Origin of the sequence: Niallia sp. XMNu-256 (assembly GCF_036670015.1) — a bacterium.
In the GTDB taxonomy this organism is placed as follows: Bacteria; Bacillota; Bacilli; order Bacillales; family Cytobacillaceae; genus Bacillus_BD.
In genome coordinates, this window is the sequence record NZ_CP137636.1 from 4,007,773 (window position 1) to 4,030,642 (window position 22,870).

Annotated in this window: 18 protein-coding genes; 3 read left to right on the forward strand and 15 right to left on the reverse strand. The window is 40.6% G+C overall.

Going from position 1 to position 22,870, the window contains the following annotated elements:
* Positions 1-22: 22 nt before the first annotated feature.
* From R4Z10_RS20160 to R4Z10_RS20175, 4 genes are all read right to left on the reverse strand, one after another.
* On the reverse strand, positions 23-1,309 hold the full coding sequence (locus tag R4Z10_RS20160) for a UDP-N-acetylglucosamine 1-carboxyvinyltransferase (protein WP_338471057.1): 1,287 nt from the start codon (positions 1,307-1,309) through the stop codon (positions 23-25).
* 320 nt (positions 1,310-1,629) lie between these two features.
* The gene (gene fsa / locus R4Z10_RS20165) at positions 1,630-2,274 is read right to left on the reverse strand and encodes a fructose-6-phosphate aldolase (protein ID WP_338471058.1); all 645 of its coding nucleotides are present in this window, start codon (positions 2,272-2,274) and stop codon (positions 1,630-1,632) included.
* Positions 2,275-2,428: 154 nt separating this feature from the next.
* Positions 2,429-3,286 carry a class II fructose-bisphosphate aldolase gene (locus R4Z10_RS20170; RefSeq protein ID WP_338471059.1) on the reverse strand — a complete coding sequence of 286 codons (858 nt, stop codon included), beginning with the start codon at positions 3,284-3,286 and terminating at the stop codon, positions 2,429-2,431.
* A 434-nt stretch (positions 3,287-3,720) separates the two neighbouring features.
* Positions 3,721-4,089 (reverse strand): response regulator, encoded by a 369-nt coding sequence (locus R4Z10_RS20175; RefSeq protein WP_338471060.1) that lies wholly within the window; start codon positions 4,087-4,089, stop codon positions 3,721-3,723.
* A 276-nt stretch (positions 4,090-4,365) separates the two neighbouring features.
* Between R4Z10_RS20175 and R4Z10_RS20180 the strand changes: the two genes are divergently transcribed.
* Positions 4,366-4,896: a DUF2529 family protein gene (locus R4Z10_RS20180; RefSeq protein ID WP_338473289.1), complete on the forward strand. Its 531-nt coding sequence runs from the start codon at positions 4,366-4,368 to the stop codon at positions 4,894-4,896.
* Positions 4,897-5,323: 427 nt separating this feature from the next.
* Here the strand turns inward: R4Z10_RS20180 and R4Z10_RS20185 are convergent, their stop codons facing one another.
* The 8 genes from R4Z10_RS20185 to R4Z10_RS20220 all read right to left on the reverse strand — a co-directional run bounded on the left by R4Z10_RS20185 (position 5,324) and on the right by R4Z10_RS20220 (position 17,275).
* The gene (locus tag R4Z10_RS20185; protein WP_338471061.1) at positions 5,324-6,928 is read right to left on the reverse strand and encodes a CTP synthase; all 1,605 of its coding nucleotides are present in this window, start codon (positions 6,926-6,928) and stop codon (positions 5,324-5,326) included.
* Positions 6,929-7,350: 422 nt separating this feature from the next.
* A complete protein-coding gene (rpoE, locus tag R4Z10_RS20190; protein WP_338471062.1) occupies positions 7,351-7,950 on the reverse strand; it encodes a DNA-directed RNA polymerase subunit delta in 600 nt (199 codons plus the stop codon).
* Between the two features lie 644 nt (positions 7,951-8,594).
* Positions 8,595-11,864 carry a fused isobutyryl-CoA mutase/GTPase IcmF gene (icmF, locus tag R4Z10_RS20195; protein ID WP_338471063.1) on the reverse strand — a complete coding sequence of 1,090 codons (3,270 nt, stop codon included), beginning with the start codon at positions 11,862-11,864 and terminating at the stop codon, positions 8,595-8,597.
* A complete protein-coding gene (locus R4Z10_RS20200) occupies positions 11,842-12,507 on the reverse strand; it encodes a TetR/AcrR family transcriptional regulator (RefSeq protein WP_338471064.1) in 666 nt (221 codons plus the stop codon). The genes icmF and R4Z10_RS20200 overlap by 23 nt, the downstream gene beginning before the upstream one ends.
* Before the next feature lie 62 nt (positions 12,508-12,569).
* Positions 12,570-13,712, reverse strand: coding sequence for an acyl-CoA dehydrogenase (locus R4Z10_RS20205; protein WP_338471065.1), 1,143 nt, complete (start codon positions 13,710-13,712; stop codon positions 12,570-12,572).
* Positions 13,713-13,748: 36 nt separating this feature from the next.
* Positions 13,749-14,879 carry an acyl-CoA dehydrogenase gene (locus R4Z10_RS20210; RefSeq protein ID WP_338471066.1) on the reverse strand — a complete coding sequence of 377 codons (1,131 nt, stop codon included), beginning with the start codon at positions 14,877-14,879 and terminating at the stop codon, positions 13,749-13,751.
* 312 nt (positions 14,880-15,191) lie between these two features.
* Complete coding sequence (locus tag R4Z10_RS20215) at positions 15,192-16,043, reverse strand: 3-hydroxybutyryl-CoA dehydrogenase (protein ID WP_338471067.1); 852 nt, start codon at positions 16,041-16,043, stop codon at positions 15,192-15,194.
* A 44-nt stretch (positions 16,044-16,087) separates the two neighbouring features.
* Entirely contained in the window at positions 16,088-17,275 is a 1,188-nt protein-coding gene (locus R4Z10_RS20220) for an acetyl-CoA C-acetyltransferase (protein ID WP_338471068.1), read from the reverse strand.
* A gap of 495 nt (positions 17,276-17,770) precedes the next feature.
* Here R4Z10_RS20220 and cls point away from each other — a divergent pair, with 495 nt between their 5' ends.
* Entirely contained in the window at positions 17,771-18,964 is a 1,194-nt protein-coding gene (gene cls / locus R4Z10_RS20225; RefSeq protein ID WP_338471069.1) for a cardiolipin synthase, read from the forward strand.
* 47 nt (positions 18,965-19,011) lie between these two features.
* Here the strand turns inward: cls and argS are convergent, their stop codons facing one another.
* Positions 19,012-20,682: an arginine--tRNA ligase gene (gene argS, locus R4Z10_RS20230; protein ID WP_338471070.1), complete on the reverse strand. Its 1,671-nt coding sequence runs from the start codon at positions 20,680-20,682 to the stop codon at positions 19,012-19,014.
* Positions 20,679-21,122, reverse strand: a complete 444-nt coding sequence (locus tag R4Z10_RS20235; protein WP_338471071.1) for a DUF1934 domain-containing protein — start codon at positions 21,120-21,122, stop codon at positions 20,679-20,681. The genes argS and R4Z10_RS20235 overlap by 4 nt, the downstream gene beginning before the upstream one ends.
* A 390-nt stretch (positions 21,123-21,512) precedes the next feature.
* On the opposite strand from R4Z10_RS20235, the gene R4Z10_RS20240 reads away from it, so the two are divergent.
* Positions 21,513-21,860 (forward strand): hypothetical protein, encoded by a 348-nt coding sequence (locus R4Z10_RS20240; RefSeq protein ID WP_338471072.1) that lies wholly within the window; start codon positions 21,513-21,515, stop codon positions 21,858-21,860.
* A 26-nt stretch (positions 21,861-21,886) separates the two neighbouring features.
* Here the strand turns inward: R4Z10_RS20240 and speB are convergent, their stop codons facing one another.
* The gene (gene speB / locus R4Z10_RS20245) at positions 21,887-22,759 is read right to left on the reverse strand and encodes an agmatinase (RefSeq protein WP_338471073.1); all 873 of its coding nucleotides are present in this window, start codon (positions 22,757-22,759) and stop codon (positions 21,887-21,889) included.
* Positions 22,760-22,870 lie beyond the last annotated feature (111 nt).

Below are 22,870 nucleotides of genomic sequence, written 5' to 3' on the forward strand. Positions count from 1 at the left end.
TCTCTGGACGTTTGCTGTCAAATTAGGCATTCTTTGTCTGTTCAATTTCCTCTTGGGTCAAACTTTCCCGCCAAATCGTAGCACCCAAACCATTTAATTTTTCAACCATATGACTATAGCCACGGTCAATATGTTCAAGTCCAGTTACCTCAGTAACTCCATCAGCCATCAAACCTGCAACCACAAGGGCTGCCCCAGCTCTTAAATCACTTGCTTTCACTTTTGCACCTGTTAACTTGACAGGCCCATGAATAACAGCCGTGCGTCCTTCTACTTTGATGCTTGCGTTCATTCTTCTTAATTCATCTGTATGTTTAAAGCGGGCGGAATAAATCGTATCGGTTACCATGCTCGTTCCTTCCGACTTCGTTAATAGTGAAGTAAGGGGCTGTTGTAAATCCGTTGGAAACCCTGGATAGACTAACGTTTTAATATCAACCGCCTTCATTTTTGGAACCGAATGAACATACACTTGGTCATCCTTTGTTTCAACGATGACCCCCATTTCACGAAGCTTAGCAATTAAGGACTCCAAATGCTGAGGTATTACATTATCTATAATGACCCCTTCGCCGACAGCTGCGCCGAGAATGATGTATGTACCTGCCTCAATCCGATCAGGAATAATCGTATGACGACAGCCATGAAGAGTATCGACTCCATCAATACGAATAATATCCGTTCCCGCCCCTTTTATTTTTGCACCCATATTTGTTAACAATGTAGCGACATCAATAATTTCTGGTTCTTTTGCTGCATTTTCAATGATGGTACGACCTTTAGCCCGAACCGCTGCTAACATAATATTAATCGTTGCGCCCACACTAACAACATCCAAGTAAATACGTGCCCCTTTTAACTCATCAGCACGCAAATAAATTGCACCTTGTTCATTGCTTACCTTTGCACCAAGTGCCTCAAAACCTTTTATATGCTGATCGATCGGCCTTGGACCTAGATGGCATCCTCCAGGCAATCCAATAACAGCCTTTTTAAAGCGACCCAACATCGCTCCCATTAAATAGTAGGAAGCACGGAGTTTTTTTACCTTTCCGTTCGGCAAGGGCATGGAAATCATTGTTGAAGGGTCTACGGTCATATCGTTTTCAGTTATATGTACCTTCCCACCAATTTCTTCAAGCAATCCTTTTAAAATACGGACATCCGAGATATCTGGTAACCCTTCAATTGTTACAGGAGAATCAGCTAATATCGTTGCCGGAATTAAGGCAACCGCACTATTTTTGGCCCCACTGACTCGAACGGTCCCTTTTAATGGATAGCCACCTGCAATCATTAATTTTTCCATCTTGAACTCCCTTCCATGTCTAGTTGTTATCAGTGTCTTATCCAAAATTGACGAAAGCCACATCGTTTTGAGACCTTCGTAAACAAGCAAGAAAGCAAGCAAGACACTGCACAATTAACTTTTATAAAATGAATAATGGTTGTCTTTCCATCATAGGATATTTAAATGGACTTTATTCAATCTACCTATCCTTTATTTTACACAAAATATACCGTACAGCCATCAAATTGGAAAAATTTTTGAGTAAAAGAAAAAATGGGATTGTATTCGTGGAAAAGGGCGACTTATCAATGAGCCACCCTTTTTAAAATTGAAACCTTTTAACTACGAGATTTCCAATCAGCTAAGAATGCGTCAATTCCTTGGTCTGTTAATGGATGTTTAAATAATTGCTTTATCACTTTATATGGTGTTGTTGCAATGTGTGCACCGCGTAATGCAGCGTCCGTAATATGTTGAGGGTGTCTAATGGAAGCAGCAATAATTTCTGTTTCAATATCATGAATCGCAAAAATTTCAGCGATCGTTGAGATTAAATCTAACCCATTATGACCGATATCATCTAAGCGGCCTAGGAATGGTGATACGTAAGTTGCACCAGCACGAGCGGCAAGCAGAGCCTGGTTAGCACTGAAAATAAGGGTTACATTTGTCTTAATCCCTTCTTTTGAAAGGGTAGAAACTGCCTTCATTCCGTCTGGAGTCATCGGAATTTTAACAGTAATATTTGGGGCAATCGCTGCTAATTCTCGACCTTCTTTAATCATTCCTTCTGCATCAAGGGCGATCACTTCACCACTTACAGAACCTGGTACAAGTTCAGCAATTTCGCGTAAACGGTCATGGAACGAAATATCTTTCTCCTTTGCTACTAATGACGGATTTGTTGTAACGCCGGAAATAATTCCCAATTCATAAGCTTCTCTAATTTCGTCCATATTTGCAGTATCGATAAAAAATTTCATCATTATACCCCTTTCGCGATTAAAAAGTAATTACATTTTCCGGATCTTCTTGTGGAAGATCTTATCTTATATGCCAAATGCCTTGTCGTATTTTCAGTCGCAATGAAATTAATACAGCTAAAACCGCCTCCATTAAGGCGGTTTCAAAAGTATTTTAAGCTTTCCCTACAGAACCAAATTCTTTCATTTTTCCAATAACCGTTTCTTTAATTGTTTCACGCATTGGTCCTAAGTATTTACGTGGATCGTATACATCAGGATCTTTGGCTAATAATTCACGAACGGTTTTCGTTGAAGCCATTTGATTTTCAGTATTTACATTAATTTTTGCAGTACCTAAAGAAATCGCTCTCTGGATATCTTTAGTTGGGATTCCTGTGCCACCATGAAGAACTAGTGGGATACCTGTTAGATTCCCAATCTCCTCCATTTCAGCAAATCCTAGATTAGGTTCGCCCTTATACGGACCATGAACAGATCCTAATGCTGGCGCTAATGTATCAATTTTTGTACGTTCTACAAGTTCTTTACATTCTTGTGGATTCGCATAAATAACTCCGTCTGCCACTACATCATCTTCTTGTCCACCGACTGTACCTAGCTCAGCCTCAACAGAAACCCCTTTTGAATGGGCATATTCGACTACTTTTGCCGTAGTTTCTACATTTTCCTCAAAAGGATGATGAGATGCATCAATCATAACAGACGTGAAACCAGCGTCTACCGCTTCTTTACATTTTTCAAAACTTGAACCATGATCCAAGTGAATTGCAACCGGAACTGTAATATTGTAGTCTTCCATTAAACCTTCAACCATTTTTACAACTGTTTTGAAACCGCCTATATAGCGTCCAGCACCTTCAGAAACACCTAAAATGACTGGTGACTTTTGATCCTCAGCAGCTTGAAGGATCGCTTGCGCGTATTCGAGGTTGTTGATGTTAAATTGGCCAACTGCATAGCCTTCTGATTTTGCTTTATTAAGCATGTCAGTCATAGAAACTAATGGCATAATAGTTCCTCCCTTTTGTATGTAAAAAGTATTTCCATATGGCTGTTCGTTTTTAGTTTTTAGTTTTTCTATTAGGTTCAACTATTATGTAGTTTCCCTAATTTATATAAAAACTATTAAACAAATCCATTTGGAAAGTCCTCTTGTATCATATCAAAATAATCCCATAATTGCTATTGACAGCGGGAAAATAAGTGATTTTGGAAGTTTCTATTATTTTATCAGGCTTGACGGACAGTGAGGCTTCCACCTCAGGATTCTAAGTATAACTTCATTCAGCAGAATTCCCCGCCTCTATAAGCGGGGGAATAAAAGCAAAATGTTTTTGTCATTCAATGGGGGTTCAAACCCCGGCTGAAAAGTTAAGCCTCCGGCAGATGCCACGGATGGAAGTTTCACTTAATTGTTTGTAGTTTTGTTTAACAAGAATGGGTTTAGACAGGTTGGGTTAAATATTTCTTCACTGCCTCACGAATTTCTACGATATCAAACGGTTTCGCAAAATGAGTCATGGCCCCTAAGTCCATTGCCTCTTGGATCATATCTAATTCACCATAAGCGGTCATAATTATGACTTTCATATCTGGATGAATGGCTTTCACCCTTTTTAATATTTCAATCCCGTCCATACCAGGTATTTTCATATCCAAAAGAATTAAATCCGGAACATTTTCTTGAACGATTTCTAAGGCTTGCAGTCCATTTGCAGCTTGATAAGTATCATAGCCCTCTTTTTGTAAAACTTCATTAAGAAGAATCCTAATTCCATACTGATCATCTACGATAAGGATCTTTTTTCCCATTTTGCCACCTCTTCATTTGAATGGTATCCACCATATTTTTTTATCAATGCCCAATGTATCCTGGACTTTTAACTAATTTTATACTAAATTGCTTAAGTAATTATCTTTACATCGATATCTTTGCACTCTAAATATTTCTATATTTGACATATGAAATCCTTCTTTTCCTCTTAGGTAAATTTAGGTTGGTTATTCTTGTCAATATGTCATACTATTTGCGAAGTTTTATTTAAATGTAACACACAATTCTTGTTTGGAGGAGATTTTTTGTTAAAAATGTTCACAACTCAGCTTAGCGGGATTTTTACATCGATTATGGACAAACATCAAGATTCCATAGAAGATAGTGCTCGTTTGTTGTCACAAGCCATTGTTGCTGGTGGGAACATTTATGTATTTGGTACAGATGAAATGCAGGCAATTACAAGCGAGGCGCTTTCTGGAGCTGAACCGCTTCAACATGCGGTTTCCCTTCAAGAGCCAAACAAGTTGGAGTCCATCTCTTCGGTCGATCGGGTGCTTCTTGTGACGCGATCTAGTCATCAGGCTGACGCTCTTTCCCTCGCAAAGCAACTCCATGAAAGAAACATTCCATTTGTGTCTATAGCTGCTACAAATGGTGAAGGAGAATCAATTACTGATTTTGCCGAGGTTCATATTGAACTTCCCTTAAAAAAAGGTTTGATCCCCACTGATGATGGCACCCGCACAGGCCTTCCTTTTTCAATGGTCGGTTTGTATGTGTATTATGGCATAAAGTTTACGATTGATGAGATTATTCGGGAGTTGGAGGAGGACTTGGAGTAGGTTGATTTGCTGCGAAGTGTGCATTGACTTTGGGTTTAGCAAAAAAAATGCTAAGATTCATTCCTGTGCTGGATGGATCCGTTCATCACAGCAAACTTTCTTGTTTACTGATGAGGTTGCTGTTATCCCTCAACAGATAACGGCAACTTTCCGGTTGGTCCCTTGGTTTTGCTGTTATCCCTCAACCGATAACAGCTACTTTCCCATGCTTCTCCTGGTTTTGCTGTTATCCCTCAACCGATAACAGCAACTTTCACGTGCTTCCCCTGATTTTGCTGTTATCTCTCACCCAATAACCGCAACTTCCCTTGCCTCTAGCATAAAATGCGGTTATCACTACCTCTTCTCAGAAATATCCCTTTCATCGACCCGCCAAAATAAAAAAAGCTGATCCACTTCGATAAGCGGTCAGCTTTTTTATCTATTCTTACTGTTCTTTATGTTTTAATGATGCACCGATAAAGTCACGGAATAGTGGCTGTGGACGGTTCGGTCTTGAGATAAACTCAGGATGGAATTGGGATGCAACAAACCAAGGGTGATCTTTTAATTCCACAATTTCTACAAGACGTCCATCCGGGCTTGTTCCTGAGAAAATAAAGCCTTTCTGTTCCATCATTTCACGATAGTGATTATTGAACTCGTAGCGGTGACGATGACGTTCGTAAACGACTTCATCTTGATACGCTTCATAAGCTTTCGTTTCTTCTGTTAACTTACATGGGTATAAACCAAGACGAAGGGTTCCACCTAGATCTTCGATATCCTTTTGCTCTGGAAGTAAGTCAATAATCGGATGTGAAGTATTTGGATCAATTTCAGATGTGTGGGCCCCTTCTAAGCCTAGTACATTACGAGCATATTCGATCGATGCCAGTTGCATTCCTAAGCAAATTCCTAAGAATGGGCGCTTTTGCTCACGGGCATAACGAATGGCTGAAATTTTCCCTTCAACTCCGCGGTCACCAAATCCACCCGGAACAAGGATGCCATCCACGTCAGCTAATAATTCTGCAACATTTTCATCATTTACATCTTCTGCATTAATCCACTCAATCTCAATATCGGAATCATAAGCATAGCCTGCATGTTTTAATGCTTCCACAACGGATAAATAAGCATCTTGTAATTCAACATATTTTCCAACAAGACCAATTTTTGTTGTTTTAGAAAGATGACGTACTTTATCAAGAAGAGCTGTCCATGCAGTCATATCCGCTTCTTGACACTCTAAGCCTAAATGTTTGCAGACGATTGCATCCATGTTTTGTGCCTGTAAGGCAAGCGGAATCGCTAATAGATGGTCAGCATCTTGACATTCAATAACCGATTCTTTTTCGATGTCACAGAATAACGCTAGCTTGTCCTTCATTTCTTGAGTCATTGGCATTTCTGTACGTACAACAATCAGATTTGGTTGAATCCCAAGGCTGCGCAACTCTTTTACACTATGTTGAGTAGGTTTTGTCTTCATTTCACCTGCGGCTTTAATGTATGGCACAAGGGAAACATGGATGTACATGACATTGTTTGAACCAACATCACTTTTTACTTGACGAATCGCTTCTAAAAATGGCAGAGATTCAATATCTCCAACCGTTCCGCCGATTTCAGTAATAACTACATCTGCATTTGTTTCGTGGCCTGCACGGAATAAACGCTCCTTAATTTCATTGGTAATATGTGGAATTACCTGAACAGTTCCGCCTAAATAATCTCCGCGGCGCTCTTTTTTAATAACCGTAGAATATACTTTTCCTGTTGTTACGTTGCTATATTTATTTAAATTAATATCGATTAAACGCTCATAGTGACCTAAGTCTAAATCCGTTTCCGCACCATCGTCTGTCACAAACACTTCACCGTGTTGATATGGACTCATTGTTCCTGGATCCACGTTAATATACGGATCAAATTTTTGAATCGTTACTTTCACGCCTCTATTTTTTAACAATCTTCCTAACGAAGCTGCTGTAATTCCTTTTCCTAGCGACGATACAACGCCACCGGTAACAAAGATGTATTTTGTCATGTTAAAAATTCCTCCTCTATTACAGTTTGCACATTTTCACTCTATTTAAATAAGTAAATTGATAAGGTGTCTCAGTATGCCAATTTTTGACATAACGATATAAAATGAACCTTCCATCAGCGGGGTGTCCTTCCCTCTCTGATGGATAGTTGAGGCCAGCAGCATGCTGGTCACGCAGACGTTGCCGTAGGCGTATTTAGTCTGTGTTCAACTTTCGGGTTTTTACGGAGAGTTGATCTCCCAGCAATCTTAAAAAGGGAAGTCTTGCTGACCGTTAAAACGCGGAAATAAAAATAAAAACGCTCCACTTACTTTTCTAAGTAAGGGAGCGCTACTCTTCTAAAATGAATGATCTCCGTTAAGAGCCCAAAAAGTATTCTACAAGTATAGAATCAAAAAGTCAAGACGTAATTGGAAGGACCTTATTTTTCCTCTTCTGGTTCAAGATCCTCTTCTTCCTCGTCTATTTCAAATTCATCTTCTTCAAGATCTTCATCGATTTCTAGATCCTCATCTAGGTCATCGTCAAGTTCATCATCAATTTCTTCTAAATCTTCGTCAATTTCTTCTTCTTCTAAATCATCATCCAGATCTTCTAAATCCTCGTCATCAAGATCATCATCAAGTAAGTCTTCTGGATCATCAAAACCTTCAACTTCTTCTTCTAAATCATCATCAAATCCAAGATCGTCATCCACGACTTTCTTAGCTTTCTTCTTCTTCTTCGCTTTGACAGGATTTACAATTTCTTCAGTCACTTGGTCAACTGGATACCAAACTCTTAGTCCCCATTGATTTTCACCAAGGCTTAAAAAACGGCCATCTATATTTAATTCCGTATAAAATTGGGCAATTTTCGATCTAATTTCCTCATCTGTCGTCCCACGGAGTTTCTTTAATTCTTCAACGATCTCTACAAACGGTGTCGCTTGTTTCTTTTCAGCCAAAACTTCGTACGCAATCTCTATTAAAGACATTTCAGACAATTCTTCCTTTGAGTATTGTACACTCAAGACCCGCACTTCCTTTCTCTCTACTACTACCTAATCAAATTGATTTGTGCTCGGATTCATATTTGCACTCGAGCGATCAATGTATCCGCTAGATGCTTATTAAAATATACAATGAAAACGATAAATAATCTATTCGCTAAAATACATATTCTTCATTATAAACAAATACTTGGGGTTTATGCTAGTTTTAGTCAGAGATTCTCCCGCTTATTTCTATTTTTTTGCAAATTCTTTTTCGCATATAGAAAAAAATATATAGATAGGAGTGAAAAAGGGATCGCACCTAGTTGTTTATTGTACAAATAATAGGTTAACGCACCTACCGCTATCCAGATGAGTATGATCCAAAACCATTTCAAGCCGTTCACTTCTTCCTCAATAATTTAACTTCATTCAGCATATTCACAAATAAGATTTTCCGATTTAATGGGGAGTACCGGCTGCGGCTGAATGAAGTTAAGCCTCCGACGGATGCCACGAATTTGTTAAATCATACTTATTAAGCAAGCTCGACGAAGGACAGGACATCCTCGTCAGACTAGCATGAAGATGTAACTCGCTTTGTAGCGTGATAAAAAATTTGTTCTGTTTGTTCAAGCGGAGACCATAGACATCCAGTGCCCATTGTTTAGGCACTGGGGATGAAAAGGATGCTACATATTTCGCCGATACTGCCCTCCTACCTCATATAGAGCTGACGTTATTTGTCCGAGACTTGCCACCTTTACTGTCTCCATAAGTTGAGCAAAAATGTTGCCGCCGGAAAGAGCCGTTTCTTTCAGCTTGCGTAAGGCCGCTTCCGCCTCACGTTCATGCCTTTTCTGAAATTCCTTTAAATGTCTGATTTGTGCGTCCTTCTCTTCTTCTGTCGCCCGCGCCAGCGGCATCCCGTCTATTTCTTCATGTGCACGTGGATCGGGATTCGTATACATATTGACTCCTATAATCGGCAATTCTCCTGTATGTTTTAATGTTTCATAATACATCGATTCCTCTTGGATTTTCCCACGTTGGTATTGCGTTTCCATCGCACCGAGAACCCCGCCGCGAATGTCTAATCGCTCAAATTCTTGAAGGACTGCTTCTTCTACTAAATCGGTCAATTCTTCAATAATGAATGAACCTTGTAACGGGTTTTCATTTTTCGTTAATCCATGTTCCTTCGTAATAATCATTTGAATCGCCATCGCCCGCCTGACAGATCCCTCTGTTGGAGTCGTTATCGCTTCATCATATGCATTTGTATGCAAGGAATTACAATGGTCATGGAGAGCCATTAACGCCTGCAACGTCGTGCGGATGTCGTTAAAATCCATTTCCTGTGCGTGAAGGGAGCGGCCGGATGTTTGAATATGATATTTCAATTTTTGACTTCTTTCATTGGCTCCATACCTATCCCGCATGACAATCGCCCAAATTCTCCGTGCAACCCGTCCAATCACTGTGTACTCCGGATCCAAACCATTGGAGAAAAAGAAGGACAGATTGGGTGCAAAATCATCAATTTTCATGCCCCTGCTTAAATAATATTCCACATAGGTGAACCCGTTTGCTAGCGTAAAGGCCAGCTGGGTAATTGGATTCGCCCCTGCTTCTGCTATATGATAACCAGAAATCGAGACAGAATAATAATTGCGTACCCGGTGATCAATAAAATACTGTTGAATATCTCCCATCATCCGCAAGGCAAATTCCGTTGAAAAAATACACGTATTCTGGCCTTGGTCTTCTTTTAAAATATCCGCCTGCACGGTGCCTCTCACAATCTTCAAGGTGTCAGCCCTCACCTTTTCCTTCTCAGATAAGGTTAGCGGCCGACCAAGCGTTTCTTCTTGTTTTTCGATTTGCCCGTCAATCGCTGTATTTAGAAACATCGCCAAGATAATGGGCGCTGGTCCATTAATGGTCATGGAAACAGATGTCTGTGGATCGCATAAATCAAAACCATGATACAGCTTTTTCATATCATCTAAAGTTGGAATGCTCACACCGCTTTCTCCAACTTTTCCGTAAACATCTCGTCGCTCGGCTGGATCCTCTCCATATAATGTAACAGAATCAAACGCTGTACTTAACCGTTTTGCAGGATCATCCTTTGATAAAAAGTGGAAGCGGCGATTCGTTCGTTCTGGGGTGCCCTCCCCGGCAAATTGGCGCTTCGGATCCTCCCCTTCTCGTTTAAATGGAAAAACGCCCGCTGTGTATGGAAAGGACCCTGGCACATTTTCCCGGTAAACCCACCGAAGAATTTCACCATAATCTTGATACTTTGGCAAAGTTATTTTAGGAATACGTAACCCCGATAAAGACTTCGTCTTGAGGGGAGTTGCGATTTCCTTGTCACGAATCTTTGTGACAAACGTTTCGTTCGCATACCTATCTTTTACGTTATTCCATTCCTGTAAAATTTTTATTGACTCAGGACTTAACTGCTCAAGGATTTGTTTCTTTAAATATTCTAGATAAGTTACGATATTTCCTTTGACGTTTTCATCCCCGTCCTCATTCACTTCTGTAATGGCCCCTTCGATTCTAAACAATCTTCTTGCCAGTTCGGTCTGTTCATCCACTTTTTGATGGTAAGTACGAATGGTTTGGACAATTTCCCGCAAATAATTTTGCCGCTTATTTGGAATAATCGTAGGTTGTCTCGTAACTTCCTCTTTTTTTGTAAAATGGGATTTCCAGTCCAACCCTAATTTTTTATTCATCATTTCAATACTTGCTGAAAATAAGGAATTCACCCCTGGATCATGAAATTGGCTGGCAATCGTTCCATAGACTGGCATGTCTTCAAGCCTCTTGTCAAACAGTCCATGACTGCGTTGATATTGTTTACGGACTTGCCTTCTAGCATCTTCAGACCCTTGCCGATCAAACTTATTAATAACAACACAATCAGCAAAATCAATCATATCGACTTTTTCCAACTGAGAGGGAGCACCAAATTCATTTGTCATCACATACAAGGATAAATCGCAGAAATCGGTAATCGCTGCATCGCCTTGACCAATTCCACTCGTCTCAACGATGATTAAATCAAATCCGGCTCCTTTCACAATGTGAAGCGCATCCCCTATCGCTGGGGAAAGTTCTGAGCGCGATGTTCTTGTCGCTAAGCTTCTCATAAAGATTTGGGGAGAATGAATGGCATTCATTCGGATCCGATCTCCTAACAGCGCACCCCCCGTTTTCTGTTTCGTTGGATCAATCGATAAAATCGCAATCGTTTTTTGTGGGAATTGTTGAAGAAAGCGGCGTACCCATTCATCGGTTAAGGAACTTTTTCCCGCTCCTCCTGTTCCGGTTATGCCAATAATCGGGATTATTTTCTCACTCGGTTGGATTTTTTCTAACAATGCTTTCACTTTAGAGTGTAGAGGTTTTTCTGGCTGTTCGGCCATGGTGATAAGTCTTGCAATGGTTTGTTGAGACCCTTGAGGTGATAATGAGTGGATATCAAGTTCGATTGGTAGGGAGGTCAGGGAAAAATCACATTCACGGATCATGTCATTAATCATCCCCTGAAGGCCTAAACGACGGCCATCTTCAGGGGAAAAAATACGGGAAACACCATAATCATGAAGGAGCTTTCGTTCTTGAGGGATAATTACACCGCCACCTCCTCCAAACACGCGAATATGACCCGCTCCTCTTTCACGTAATAAATCAACCATGTATTTGAAATATTCCACATGGCCGCCTTGGTAGGAAGAAACCGCAATTCCGTGGACATCTTCTTGAATGGCGGTTATGACCACCTCCTCGACCGAACGATTATGACCGAGGTGGATCACCTCCACACCGCTCGCCTGCAAAATTCTCCTCATAATATTGATGGAGGCATCATGCCCATCAAACAAGCTTGATGCTGTAACAAACCGAATCTTGTTTTTAGGTTTATATAAACATCCGCTCCCCATTTTGCTCTCCTTTCGCTGTTCTCATTCTTTTAGCTCCTTCGATCAAAAATGTTGTTTGGTATTCAATATACTCCTCTAATGTGAACATTTTTCGAAGGATCCATCGACGAAATGACCACATTTGACCAGATACATAGATATTATGGGCATACAGCTTGATTTCATCTTCGGTTAAATCTAGTTCATTGTTTTCAACACATCGGGTCAGCATTTGCGCAAATAACTCAACAAGCTCCATCTCTTTGTTTAATACATAGGCCAGTGCATCTTTTGGCAATGATTTGACCTCTTGATACAAAACAAGAATTTCATCTTGTATGTCGTCAACGACACGAAAATAATTGGCCATTCCCTGTCTTAGAGCTTCTAGCGTGGACTGCTCCGGGTCAAGGAATTTCTGCAGACGCTCCTTTACTTGGTCATAGATTCGATCACAAACAAGGTAAAGAACATCCTCTTTTTCACGAATATATTCATAAAGAGTGCCGATGCTAAATCCAGCAGCCCGGGCAATTTCCCTCGTTGTTGTTCGATGAAACCCTTTTTCAATAAACAGCTTAACCGCCCCACTAATCATCTGATCCCTGCGCTTTTTAATCAGTCGTTCATCCTTAATCGAAGCATGTACTTCCCGTTTTTTCATCCCTATCCTCTCCCTTTGCTCCATCGTATTTTTCGACTATTGCTTTAGTTAGATGAAATTTCTTATACCCCTGTTACTAGTCTTGAAATAACCAATCGTTGAATTTCCTGAGTGCCTTCGTAAATTTGGGTGATTTTGGCATCACGCATAAACCGCTCAACTGGATATTCCTTTGTATAACCATACCCCCCAAACACCTGGACGGCTTCTGTCGTTACTTTCATCGCTGTGTCACCAGCAAATAATTTCGACATGGCTGACTCTTTTGCATAAGGCAAACCAACACTTTCCCGCCAGGCTGCTTGATAGGTTAATAGTCTGGATGCCTCTATCTCTGTTGCCATATCAGCCAATTTAAAGGAGATTCCCTGATTCTGTATAATCGGTTTGCCAAATTGCTGGCGAGTTTTTGCATAATGGACAGCTGCATCAAGAGCTCCTTGAGCAATCCCTACTGCCTGAGCGGCAATCCCATTTCGACCGCCATCTAACGTCTGCATGGCGATTTTAAACCCTTCGCCTATATGACCAAGGACATTTTCCTTTGGTACTTTACAGTCTTGAAAAATAATTTCAGTCGTTGGTGAGGAGCGAATTCCTAGCTTCTTTTCCTTTTTCCCGATTGAAAAACCGGGAGTATTTTTTTCAACGATAAAAGCGGTTGTGCCTTTTTGCTTCTTTTCAGGTTGGGTTAAGGCAAACACGATATAAATATCTGCTATTCCGCCATTGGTGATAAATATTTTCGAACCATTTAAGAGATAATGGTCTCCTTCGAGCTTTGCGGTTGTTCGCATTCCCCCTGCATCTGAACCGCTGCCAGGCTCGGTTAATCCGTAAGCCCCCAAAGATTCACCTAATGCCATTGGTTTCAAATACTTCTGTTTTTGGACCTCTGTCCCAAACTTGTATATTGGAAAGCAAGCGAGAGATGTGTGGGCTGATAATGTTACAGCTGTTGAGGCGCAAACACGTGCTAATTCCTCCACTGCAATGGCATAGGCCAAGTAATCACTGCCAATCCCACCATACTCTTCAGGCCAGGGAATCCCTGTTAAACCTAACTCCGCCATTTTTGCAAAAATAGTTGGATCGTAGCTTTCTTCTTCATCCCGTTCGGCTGCTGTTGGTGCTACTTCGTTTTGGGCAAAATCACGAACCATTTGACGAATCATCTCGTGTTCATCACTTAATTTGAAATTCATCCCCATTCTCCTTTGCCTTTGATTTCTAATCCAGGCTTAAAGATGTTTACTAATGACCATTCGCTGAATTTCACTTGTTCCTTCATAAATCTCCGTAATTTTTGCATCTCGGAAAAATCGTTCCACTGGATAGTCTTTTGTATAGCCATAGCCGCCAAAAATTTGAATCGCTTCAGTTGTCACTTTCATTGCGGTTTTGGAAGAAAATAGTTTTGCTATGGACGATTCTTTTCTACAGGAACGTCCATTTTGTTTTAAAAAGGCAGCTTGATAGACTACTAATTTTGCAGCTTCGATTGCGGTAGCCATATCAGCCAGCTTAAAGCCGACCCCTTGTTGTTTTGCAATTGGACGACCGAATTGCTGGCGTGTCTTGGCGTAAGCGACAGCCTCTTCATAAGCCGCTTGGGCAATTCCTAAGCTTTGCGCAGCAATCCCAATGCGGCCAAATTCAAGGTTGGCAAGAGCAATCTTAAATCCTTCTCCTTCTTGACCCAATCGATTTTGAACCGGTATTTTCATATTTTCAAAGAGAATGGGAAGGGTTCGGGAGCCATGAAGGCCCATTTTCTTTTCATCTTTTCCAAAAATGAGACCCGGTGTGCCCTTTTCAACGATAAATGCCGTCATTCCTCTTGAGCCAAGTTCAGGATTTGTGACTGCAAATACAATATAAAGATCCGCCTCCCCACCGTTCGTAATAAACAATTTGGAGCCGTTAAGAATATAATCGTTGCCTTGTTTGACCGCTTTTGTTTTGAGGTTTTGAGCATCTGAGCCTGCATGAGATTCAGTCAGGCAAAAAGCCCCTAGATATTGGCCTGATGCGAGCTTTGGGATTAAAGTCATTTTCTGCTCTTCACTCCCAAATAATAAAATCGGATTCGTGCCAACCGATGTATGCACAGAAAGAATCACACCGATCGTGGCACTCACCTTTGATAACTCGTGAATCGTAAGAATGTAAGAGATAAAGTCCATTCCTGCGCCGCCATATTTTTCAGGGACTGGGATTCCCATTAACCCGAGATTTCCCATTTCTTTCAAAATCTGGCGGGGAAATTCGCCTGCCTCCATATTTGGAACAAAAGGCTTTACCTCCTTTTCCGCAAAGTCCATCACGAGCTCCCTTACCATCTTCTGCTCTTCCGTAAAACGCAAATCCATAGGGGTCCCCTCCTCTCAGGATCTAAACCTGGAGCGGGCTTTAAGCTATTAAGTCAAATTCGCCTTGGTGTATTTGCGCCCAGATTTTTTCGGGCCCGCTTGAAAAACGTCCTTTGAAAATCTGTGGCATCCTCCGGAGGTTTTAACTTCATTCGGCCTAGATTGACCTCCCTTAGAATGGTTAAAAGCTAGGTGTTTCAATCACCACTTGTTGAATGGAGACTTTAGCTGAATGAAGTTAAATGGATATGGCAGTTGTTAGACTTGATATTTTAAGGGAAAATGGCCATAAGCTCGAAAGCCCTATCCGTCTTACTCATACTCATAAAATCCACGGCCTGTTTTTCTCCCTAACCAGCCGGCCTTCACATACTTACGAAGCAATGGACACGGACGATATTTATCATCGCCAAATCCTTGGTGTAACGTTTCCATTATGGAAAGACAAGTGTCCAAGCCGATGAAATCAGCAAGCGTTAATGGCCCCATCGGATGATTCATTCCCAGTTTCATCACTTCATCAATGCTCTCTTTCGTTGCCACTCCTTCATATAGGGTGAAAATGGCCTCATTAATCATCGGCAATAATATTCGATTTGACACAAAGCCGGGGAAATCATTCACTTCTACAGGTGTTTTCCCTAGCCTTTCCGCTGTTTGCTTTACGGTCTGGAATACTTCATCACTTGTTGCCAATCCACGAATGATCTCGACAAGCTTCATCACTGGCACTGGATTCATAAAATGCATGCCAATCACTCGTTGCGGCCTCGTAGTCACCCCTGCGATTTCAGTAATTGGAAGCGAAGAAGTGTTGCTCGCTAGAATCGTCTCAGGCTTAACGATTTCATCTAACCGCTGAAAAATTTCTGTTTTGACTTCCATCTTTTCTACAGCCGCCTCAATTACTAAATCAGCGTCTTTGGCGTTTTCTAGTGCAGTTGTGGCAGTCAGCCGCGAAAGGTTGGCTTCTTTTTCTTCTTCGCTCATTCTTCCTTTACGAATAAGCCCTGATAGATTTTTATCGATCGTATGGACTCCCCGCTGGATCAACTCCTCGTTAAGGTCATAAACACTGACATGATAACCTCCCTGCAAACAAACTTGCGCAATTCCTGATCCCATTTGACCAGCACCAATCACCATGATTTTTTCAATATTCAATATCATTTCCTCCTAGGTGCCAAGCACCATCTTTCATTAGTCATTTAATCCTTTGGTACTTCGATCATGATGGCGTCGCCTTGACCACCGCCACTACAAATAGCTGCAATTCCTATGCCGCCACCACGCCTTTTTAATTCATACATAAGAGTAAGGATGATTCTCGCTCCACTTGCCCCAATCGGGTGACCAATTGCAATCGCGCCCCCATTAACATTGACCTTTTCGGGATCCAGTCCTGCGATTTCCATTGATGCCAGAGCAACTGCTGCGAACGCTTCGTTAATCTCAAACAAATCGATGCCTTCTAACCTTTTCCCCGTTTTCTTAAGAAGGGTGTTAATGACAAGTCCGGGGGTTACTGGGAAGTCTTTGGCTTCCACCGCTACTTCGGCATGACCAAGAATGATCGCTTGTGGCCTTCGGTTTTCCCTTTCCGCTCGCTCTTCACTCATAAGGACAAACGCACCTGCTCCATCATTGACGCCAGGCGCATTCCCAGCTGTAATGGTGCCCGTTTCCCCAAAAACAGGCTTTAGCTTCGCAAGTTTTTCCAAAGTTGTATCTTTCCGCGGCGATTCATCATGGTGGATGACTTGATTTCCTTTTTTCCCCTTTACGTCAACAGGTACGATTTCTTCCGCAAACAGTTCTTGCTCCATCACTAAGACTGCCCGCTCATGACTTCTTAATGCCCAGCGATCTTGAGCCTCCCGACTGATGTTCAATCTATTGGCAGCTTCATCCCCATAAACACCCATATGGACGCCTGTAAAACTACAAGTTAACCCATCCCCTATCATTAAATCCTTTAGTGGTGTATTTCCCATCCGTAAACCAAACCGGGCATCTTGGAGTAAAAAAGGTGCTTGGCTCATTGACTCCATTCCACCTGCAACAATAATTTCCTCGTCACCTGACCGAATCATCATGTCGGCTAATGTCACACTTCGCATCCCTGAAGCACAAACCTTATTAATGGTTTCGGTCTTAACTTGCCATGGCAGGCCTGCTTTGACGGCTGCCTGTCGAGAAGGAATCTGTCCCTGTCCTCCCTGGAGCACGGTCCCCATAATGACGCTGTTCACATCAAGGCTAGAAATTCCTGCTCGTGCCACAGCTTCTTTAATGGCGATTGCCCCAAGGTCTGAGGCTGACAGACTGCTCAAATTCCCGCCTAATTTACCAAAAGGGGTTCGAACTCCACTTACAATCACAGTTCTACTTTTCATAGGAATTCCTCCTAACGGCTGCAATGGTCTTAGAAACAGAATAATTGTGAATAAATCTTTATTATAGAGTTCAAAAAAGGGTTCCTTACTAAACATTTGAAAACGCTTTTATCTATCATTATATTACTACTTAATTTGTTTGAATAGAAACAATATACTAAAAATTTAAGATCTCGTTAATTTTTCTTGTTGGAAATCGTCCGAATTCCCAAAATTTAATCCCTTTTATTTAAAATATGTTGAGTTCTTCCGTTCCATTATGACTTTTTTATAAGGAAGAGGTGTTTTCAGAGGTAGAGATTTTCAGCTTATTGTGTTTACCCGTATTTTTTGGTCCTTTACTCGTATTTTTGGCATGGTTACCCGTATTTTTGATACACTTACTCGTATTTTTAGCATGGTTACTCGTATTGTTCACACACTTACTCGTATTTCTCCGTTTAAAACGTACATACTAAAAAGACGATAGGGAAACTAGCGGGAGGGGGCGAACTTTTGATAATCATTCTATTGCTCTTACTACTTCTAACAGTTTGGACAAGTTTAGACTTTATATTTGGTCGCAGACTGCATATAAAACAGCTTAACGTTAGAACCTATCCAGTCCGGGAAAGCTACATAAACCCCTTTACATCAGGTCCTAAATTATTTCAAGACTATTTTAATGAGTTAAAGAAAGCGGAGAAACATATTCATGTGCTTTTTTATATTTTAAAAGACGATGAGATCAGCTTAGAATTTATGTCTATTTTAAAAGAAAAGGCAAAAGAAGGTGTTGAAGTTCGGCTCCTGTTGGATTGGCTCGGTTGTTTAAAACCAAGACGCCACATAAAAAAACAATTCGAAAATACCGGAGTCCAACTAGCCTTTTCTCGAGTTCCCAAATTCCCCTTCCTTTTTTATTCCTTCAATACAAGGAATCATCGAAAAATTACGGTCATTGATGGAAAAGTCGGTTATCTTGGCGGATATAATGTCGGCAAGGAATACATTAATCATGACAAAAAACTAAACCCTTGGCGAGACTACCATTTAAAAATTCAAGGGGAAGGCGTTCAAGATCTGCAGGATGTCTTTTTGATGGATTGGCAGTCAGCTGCTAAAGTTTCAATTCACTACCACGACCCTTATTTTCCACCATTGGAAAAAGGTCCTTACCGCCACCAATTAATCCCATCTGAAGGTTTTCATCTTGAAAAAACCTTTACTAAACTAATACGTCAAGCAGAACAGTCAATATTAATTGGGACACCCTATTTTATTCCGGGAAAAAAGGTTTTTTCAGAATTAGAAGCCGCTTTAAAAAGAGGGGTAAATTTGGAGATTTTGGTTCCGGGGACAGCGGACCATCCTTTAGTAAAGGAAGCCTCTTATCCGTATTTAAGAAAGTTGATTCCACAAGGTGCTACGATTTTTCAATACAAAAAAGGCTTCTATCATGCCAAAATCCTCATTATTGATGACAAAGTCTGTGATATCGGAACCGCCAATTTTGATAAAAGAAGTTTTTACTTGAACCATGAAATCAATTGTTACACGTATGATAAAAAATATATTGAGGAAGTATTAAAGATTTTGAAGAAGGATCAAAAAAATGCCCATGTTATGACGCAAAAGGATTTGTATCCCTTAAGTCCATGGGCATTATGCAAAGAATATACAGCACGGGCCGTATCGCTATTTTTATAGGTGTCAGACCCCTTCCACAAATCGAAGGGTCTGGCACCTAATTATTTTTACATTTTTTCTGGAGCAGAAACTCCGATTAAAGCTAATGCATTTTTTAGTGTAATTTGAACGGATTTAATTAACGCTAGACGAGCCGTTGTTTTCTCAATATGCTCTGTATCCAATACTTTTTCTGCATTATAGAAACTATGGAAAGTCGAAGCTAATTCAAAAATATAGTTTGTAATGCGGTGTGGCGTTCTTTTTACAGCAGCCTCAGCAACTGCTTCTGGGAATTCTCCAAGCTTCTTTAACACATCAAATTCTTTTTCAGACTGAATATAAGAATAATCTGCATCAGATTTTACACTTAGATTTTGCTCGCCTGCTTGACGTAAAATACTGCAAATTCGGGCATGGGCATATTGTGAGTAATAAACCGGGTTTTCATTTGACTGTGAAACCGCTAAGTCTAAATCAAAGTCCATATGCGTATCCGCACTTCTCATCGCAAAGAAGTAACGGGTTGCATCCAATCCTACCTCTTCAACAAGGTCTCTCATCGTTACCGCTTTACCGGTCCGCTTACTCATTTTCATTTTTTCGCCGTTTTTATATAAATGAACGAGCTGGATGATTTCTACTTCAAGTGTATCTGCATCATGACCTAACGCCTGAATCGCTGCCTTCATTCTTGGAATATAGCCATGGTGGTCTGCACCCCAAATATTAATCAGCTTTTCAAAACCACGCTCTAACTTATCGCGGTGATAAGCAATATCAGGCAATAAATAAGTATAAGAACCATCTTGCTTAATTAATACACGGTCTTTGTCATCTTCAAAATCAGTTGAACGCAACCATGTAGCCCCGTCTTGTTCATAAATATAGCTTGCTTGCTTCAGTGCCGCTAACGCTTCATCAATTTTGCCGTTTTGATATAGAGAAGTTTCTGAGAACCATACATCAAAGCTAACTCGGAAGTCTTCCAAGTCTCTCTTTAATTTTTCCATTTCATATTTCAAGCCGTATTCACGGAATTGATCGAAACGCTCTTTTTCATCCATTTCAACGAATTGATCGCCAAACTCCTTCGCTAACCTTTTCCCAATGCCAATAATATCAGCCCCATGGTAGCCATCTTCAGGCATTGATTTGTCCATGCCAAGCGCTTGGAAATAACGAGCCTCAACGGAAAGGGCAAGATTGTTGATTTGATTCCCGGCATCATTAATATAGTATTCGCGTGATACATCATAGCCTGCTTTGTCGAGAATTTTACAAAGTGAATCTCCGACTGCAGCACCACGGGCATGTCCTAAATGTAAATCTCCCGTTGGGTTTGCTGAAACGAACTCGACTTGAACCTTCTGGCCATTTCCGACCGTTGTTTCCCCATATTTGTCATCCGCTTCAAGAATGGCAGGAATTAAATCAGTTAAATAACTGTTATTCATGTAAAAGTTGATAAATCCCGGCCCTGCAATTTCAATTTTTTCAATGGAAGCTTGTGCTTTATCAAAGTTAGCGACTAATTCCTCTGCAATCACTTTCGGTGCCTTTTTTGCCACTCGTGCTAATTGCATCGCCATGTTTGTGGAGTAATCCCCATTGGCCTTATCCTTTGGAATTTCCAACACAACATCAGGCAGTTGCTCTGCTGTTGCTAAATTTGCTTTTACGACTGCTGCTGCAATCTCGTCTTTTAATTTCGTCTTCACCTGTTCGACTATATTCATGACTGATCCTCCTCAAATCGAATCGTTAATTGATATGTACCTGCATCTGAACCTTGCATCGTTAACCGATATAATAAGTCAAATTCACCCTTTTTAGCCTCTTCGTCAAAGGATTGATGAATTCTCGATGTGGCCGTACTTAACTCCAATATTCCATATGGAGTCTCATAATTGCCTGTCATCCGTTTATTTTTTTGAAACGGAATGCGCATTTTGATGGCTCCAGTTCGTAATAATGACCCTTCATCACCAGAAATTTTCACAAGCGTTTTAATGGTCCCCTCTTCCAAGATCTCCTCATAACGAAGATAGGCTGAATTGGTTTTTTGATAAAAATGGCCAAACGTAATTAATTCATAGGTTTCTTTCTCATCCTCATTATGAATCGTCGTATTTACCGTTATTTTAACAGGCAATTGTTCCGTCTGTAAGCTGGTCAACTGCCACACCTCATTTCTATATTTTGAAAAATCAACTGACTACTCTCCCTATGTAATGTTGTTCAAGAAGCTCCGTTCATTTTCCCATCCCAAGTTATCCTTGTTCATCAATCGTTGTTTTATCTATAACCTATTAAGTATAAATTTTTTAGTAGCAGGTTTCAAGATTTCCATTAATAGAATGGCCTTTTTTGAAAAAATTCAACCCTAATCCCCTACGCTTGTCGAATTTACACCTGGATTTTTATTACACCTGCTCTATAAAAATCCGTTTCACCTGCCAGAGGCTTTAACTTTATTCAGCCAAGCTCTTGCTTCATCAGGAAATCTGCCTATTAAAGTTAAATGGTATAATATAGGGGAGTACAAATTAAGGGATTGAATACAACGATGAAAAAACGAAAAATGATTGGGTTGTTTTACGGAAATGACGAGAGGGAAAAAGTAGACGCGAAAGAAACATTTGAAGACTTACTTCACGAATTACAATCGTTTAAAATTAAACCTGAAACCGTAAGAAAGAATAAGGCCGTTTTTAAAAATACTGAATATTGGTTTATAAATATTGAAAAGGATGAAAAGGCATTAAACAAGAAGAGCTTTGATATCGTCTATATGGTGGAGCGTTTAAAAGCCGATTATCAAAGTAAAGTGTCAGATAAAGCTGGAAAGATTGATTATATTCCATACCCATTTCAAGCTTTAGTAAGTTTGGTGTTGGAAACCGTTAGGAAGTGAGGGGCCCTTAGAGGGGACCCCTTTTTCTATTTTACAAACCCTAAAATCATTTCGCGGATCATCTTGCTTGCAGTGTTAACGGTTTGTTCGGATGAATCATAAACTGGAGCCACTTCAACTAAGTCAGCTCCAACGACTTTGACATTTGAGCGGGCAATTTCATGAATGGAAGCCAACAGTTCCTTTGATGTAATTCCTCCTGCGTCAACTGTGCCTGTACCAGGTGCATGGGCCGGATCTAACACATCAATATCAATGGTTACATAGACAGGTCGACCTGATAGCTTTGGCAATACATCGGTAAGTGGTTTATGAACATCAAACTTGTAAATATGCATGCCCACTTCTTTTGCCCACTGAAATTCTTCCTTCATCCCTGACCGAATCCCAAAAGAATAAATGTTTCCTGGGCCGATTAATTCTGCGGCCTTGCGAATCGGAGTCGAGTGGGATAACGGCTCCCCTTCATATTCCAAACGTAAATCGGTATGAGCATCCATATGAATGATCGCTAAATCTGGGTATTTTTTGTACATGGCTTTAATGACAGGCCAAGTGACTAAATGTTCGCCCCCCATCCCTAATGGGAACTTTCCATCTGCCAAAATTTGATCAACGTATTCCTCAATTAAATTTAAGCTTTTTTCTGGGTTTCCAAATGGCAGCGGAATATCCCCCGCATCAAAATATTTTACTTCTTCTAATTCACGATCCAAATATGGACTGTATTCCTCTAGTCCAACCGAAACCTCCCGAATTCGTGTTGGACCAAAACGAGAGCCTGGGCGAAAACTAACTGTCCAATCCATTGGCATTCCATAGATCACCGCTTGACTATCTTTATAAGTGGGATAACTTTTAATAAAAACATTTCCTGAATAAGCTTCATCAAATCGCATGTATGTACCTCCTTTTTTTAAAATCCGGTTAGACAAAGGTTCCCTTAGTGTTCCCGAACGCAAAAAACAAACTCGGAAAAATTATAGATGAACAAACATGAATTGAAAAGA

What these genes read in the sequence shown, in the direction of transcription:
- R4Z10_RS20185 (WP_338471061.1), bottom strand. Translation starts at nt 6,928, where the DNA reads ATGACAAAATACATCTTTGTTACCGGTGGCGTTGTATCGTCGCTAGGA.
- R4Z10_RS20175 (WP_338471060.1), bottom strand. Translation starts at nt 4,089, where the DNA reads ATGGGAAAAAAGATCCTTATCGTAGATGATCAGTATGGAATTAGGATT.
- R4Z10_RS20170 (WP_338471059.1), bottom strand. Translation starts at nt 3,286, where the DNA reads ATGCCATTAGTTTCTATGACTGACATGCTTAATAAAGCAAAATCAGAA.
- icmF (WP_338471063.1), bottom strand. Translation starts at nt 11,864, where the DNA reads ATGGGGAGCGGATGTTTATATAAACCTAAAAACAAGATTCGGTTTGTT.
- R4Z10_RS20180 (WP_338473289.1), top strand. Translation starts at nt 4,366, where the DNA reads ATGTTCACAACTCAGCTTAGCGGGATTTTTACATCGATTATGGACAAA.
- argS (WP_338471070.1), bottom strand. Translation starts at nt 20,682, where the DNA reads ATGAATATAGTCGAACAGGTGAAGACGAAATTAAAAGACGAGATTGCA.
- R4Z10_RS20220 (WP_338471068.1), bottom strand. Translation starts at nt 17,275, where the DNA reads ATGAAAAGTAGAACTGTGATTGTAAGTGGAGTTCGAACCCCTTTTGGT.
- R4Z10_RS20160 (WP_338471057.1), bottom strand. Translation starts at nt 1,309, where the DNA reads ATGGAAAAATTAATGATTGCAGGTGGCTATCCATTAAAAGGGACCGTT.
- R4Z10_RS20210 (WP_338471066.1), bottom strand. Translation starts at nt 14,879, where the DNA reads ATGGATTTGCGTTTTACGGAAGAGCAGAAGATGGTAAGGGAGCTCGTG.
- speB (WP_338471073.1), bottom strand. Translation starts at nt 22,759, where the DNA reads ATGCGATTTGATGAAGCTTATTCAGGAAATGTTTTTATTAAAAGTTAT.
- R4Z10_RS20205 (WP_338471065.1), bottom strand. Translation starts at nt 13,712, where the DNA reads ATGAATTTCAAATTAAGTGATGAACACGAGATGATTCGTCAAATGGTT.
- R4Z10_RS20240 (WP_338471072.1), top strand. Translation starts at nt 21,513, where the DNA reads ATGAAAAAACGAAAAATGATTGGGTTGTTTTACGGAAATGACGAGAGG.
- R4Z10_RS20200 (WP_338471064.1), bottom strand. Translation starts at nt 12,507, where the DNA reads ATGAAAAAACGGGAAGTACATGCTTCGATTAAGGATGAACGACTGATT.
- fsa (WP_338471058.1), bottom strand. Translation starts at nt 2,274, where the DNA reads ATGAAATTTTTTATCGATACTGCAAATATGGACGAAATTAGAGAAGCT.